2 protein-coding genes and 1 tRNA gene are annotated in these 3345 nt (G+C 44.5%); all 3 read right to left on the minus strand.

Annotated elements, in window-relative coordinates:
• Window positions 1-583: 583 nt before the first annotated feature.
• The 3 genes from IM456_RS14285 to speB all read right to left on the minus strand — a co-directional run bounded on the left by IM456_RS14285 (window position 584) and on the right by speB (window position 2733).
• Entirely contained in the window at window positions 584-1633 is a 1050-nt protein-coding gene (locus tag IM456_RS14285) for a Rieske 2Fe-2S domain-containing protein (RefSeq protein WP_149988676.1), read from the minus strand.
• A gap of 80 nt (window positions 1634-1713) precedes the next feature.
• Window positions 1714-1787, minus strand: a tRNA-Val gene (locus IM456_RS14290).
• Between the two features lie 46 nt (window positions 1788-1833).
• A complete protein-coding gene (gene speB / locus IM456_RS14295) occupies window positions 1834-2733 on the minus strand; it encodes an agmatinase (protein ID WP_149988678.1) in 900 nt (299 codons plus the stop codon).
• Between the last annotated feature and the right edge of the window lie 612 nt (window positions 2734-3345).

The raw sequence follows: 3345 nt of genomic DNA on the forward strand, positions 1-3345 counted from the left end.
GATCGAACCTAAAATTCATTTTTAATTTAAATAGGGCTTGCTGAATAATGGTAAAACCCTTTTAAAATAAGGCTTTTGACCTGTTAAAGTCCGATGTTAGTGCAAGAAAATAGGATCAGGACTTTCAAAAACCTTGCATTATCCTTCTTGTGGTACATCGCTTGGTACAAAAAACAAGGGCAACAAAGCCTGAAACTCCTGACACCTGACTCCTGACTCCTGACTCCTACCCCCAGGAAAAACTTTTTCAGCAGACCCTAATTAAGCTAAACGGCGCTTAACCTGCATGATCCAACAGCTATAACCCTTTTGGAGTCTATATCGGTGATCCGAAGTAAAAGCCGTTTAGCTTATAACCAGCTACTTAGGGTCTGCTGAATAAATCTAAAAACCTTGTTGGATAAGACTTTTGGACTTTTTTCCCCTCAAAAAGTGCCAGCCATTGCGGGGATCGGGGGGAAAATTCCGGTACTTTTTCCCTGAAAATTAGGTAGTTGACCACCTGAAAATCGATAAAACCCCACACCCCACACCCCACACCCTGCCACCACCGAAAAGCTTTTTCAGCAAACCCTACTTAATTCTAACTACGCCACCGTAAAATTTGTGCTTTAATGGGGTTGACAAAATCCCGTTTTTCTGCTTGACATTTCTCGTATTCTTGTTTGAGGCGATAATACCATTTGGCCTGGGTATCGGCATCATCAATTAACATCAAAGCTGGATGATAACTAAGTCCTTCCTGTTGTTTAATCACCACATCGCGATCCTGTTTAAGAAATTGTCGAGTTAAATAACGCAAAAGAGGGGTTAAAAATGCCAACCAAGGAATCGTATAGTATAAACTTTGATGGACTTCGCAGTGATTTTCATCGATGGGAGTAATTGCCGTAAAAGCACAGGCCAAATGGCGATCACCCCGTAGTATTTCTGTACGCACCGAGGGCAATTCAAAAACAATTTCAATCGATACTTTATTACCCAAAATTTTATAAGGTTTCGCACTCACAGGCATATCATAGGGAGCAAGACGAAAACCGAGGGGAACAGGTTCGTATTGTTTTTCTTTGACCCGAAATTGGCGCGGACCGCTGCGCCACCACCAAGAAGTATGAACGTAGGGACCGTGGGCCGGATCCATCAATCCCACCACTGCATGGTCAATATTGCAGTCAAAAGTGATAGTTTCGGCTATTTTGGGGGTAAGTTTGCCAAAATCGCTAATAGTCGGCACAGGAGGCAGATTTTCTCGATTAATTTCTCTTTTTGAGTCTGCCGGAATAAACACCCAGATATGACCTTGTATTTCGCGACAGGGATAACTGGTGACACAAATTCTGCTAATATCAAGGCGATCGTGTTCCGTTAATGAGGGGATCTCAGAACAAACTCCATCGCTAGTATTAAATTTCCAGCCATGATAGCAACAGTACACCCCATCTCCTTCAATCCAGCCATGGTGCAGCGGAATGCCACGATGGGGGCAAATATCCCGCAATGCGAACACTTCTCCATCCTCTCTCCTGCCGACAACAATCGGTTCACCTAGCATTTTTTTGGCCATTAGCTGACCGGGTTTCAGTTTATTTGCCGGTGTGGCCACATACCAAAAGTCGCGCAGTAAGCTAGTCATAGGGTTTCTCTGGAGAGCTTCGATCGTTCATCCTATCATTAGAAATGAAGGTTATGACCGGGACTAGGGCAGATAATTTATGGACGTAACTGGATTCGAACCAGTGACCCCATCGATGTCAACGATGTACTCTAACCAACTGAGCTATACGTCCGCACGAATTGCTACTATAACACGATTGCTTCTAATTAAGCAAGCCCCTAGGCAGTAAATTGATAGCCAATTAACTTATAAATTAACTTGGCAGTGGTAAATTCCGAGACCACCGAATCACTAATCGGGGCCAATTCCATCACATCGCAGCCAATCACCTGATGAGTTTGGAAAAGACGACGGAGAAAGACTAGGGTTTGATGCCAACTTAACCCCCCCGGTTCAGGTGTTCCCACCCCCGGAATTAAAGCGGGATCAATGCCATCCACGTCTATGGTTAAAAATACCTTCTCGGTGCTAATTTTGGCGATCGCTTTTTCGATCCAATTCGGATCACCGGCGATATCTCGATCCCAAATCACAGGAATCTGCTGCTTAGCGATTAATTCCGCTTCTTCCCGACAAATAGCCCGAATTCCCACGGGTAAGGTCGGTAAACCCATTTCTAACACCCGACGCATCACGCAGGCGTGGTTATGGTGGGAGCCTTCGTACTCAAAACGCATATCGCCATGGGCATCAATTTGAACCACAGTAAAAGGGTCCGATAAAGCCTGTCGATAAGCTTGTACTACTCCCGTGGTGATAGCGTGTTCACCCCCGACGGCGACGACAAATTTATCATCGGCAATTAAACGAGAAACTGTAGCTGTGGTGACGGCTAACATCTCCTCGGCGGACAATTGCGGTTGCTGACGGGTGTCGGCGATCGCACCATGGGTATAGATGCCCACTTCTAAACAGGTTTCCCGCTTAAGTTCCTCGTCATAAGCTTCCAATTGTTGGGAAGCAGTAATCACCGCCGCCGGTCCAGTTTCACAACCCTTGCGATAGGTGGTGGTGGCCTCGTAGGGAATCGGCAGGATCACGGCCTTAGCTGTGGCGTAAGTGGTGATCGCTTCACTACCTAAAAACTGTTCGCTACCGGTGGCGCAAGACAATAACATGGGCAAGTCACAGAAAATTTTAGTCCAATCTTCTATTATAAATATTTTGACTATTTTTGTCTATTACAGCCTTTCTTATCAACCTGAACTGACCTCATACATATCTACTGCAATAGCAAAAAACCCTTATCCATCAATGGATGCACCCCTCGATTTCTCGCTCAAGATTGGTTTGCTGCGGGCGATAATCTGGAAATATAGCCATCAGTTAGGCTGCTCCATACTGCTGTGACAAAAAACAATTATCCCCCGATAGCGATCGCTAAAGGTCGAATAATTGTCAGTTTTTATCAAGAGGTGCGGTCAGATATAGGAATCATCGCTAGAATAGGCCTAAATTGTCAGGAATTTAGTTAAACAAGGTTTTTGGCAAGATGCTGATCTGGCTAACGCGCTTTTGGGGGTGATATAGGGAAAACTTCTGGCGATTGCGCTTAAATGGGGTGATATACGGAAAGTTGACCCATATCGTTACCGAAATTTTGGGTTAAAGCCCCGTCCTTTTAGGACGGCTTTTTAAACTATATCTTGTTAACTTAACTTTTATTGTGCTATACTGATTTTGTCTAAGTCCCCCCTGCGTAAAATGTTTGTCTTAGAGTTTAAAGTTAA

Source organism: Microcystis sp. M079S1 (genome assembly GCF_020246425.1).
Lineage (GTDB): Bacteria > Cyanobacteriota > Cyanobacteriia > Cyanobacteriales > Microcystaceae > Microcystis > Microcystis aeruginosa.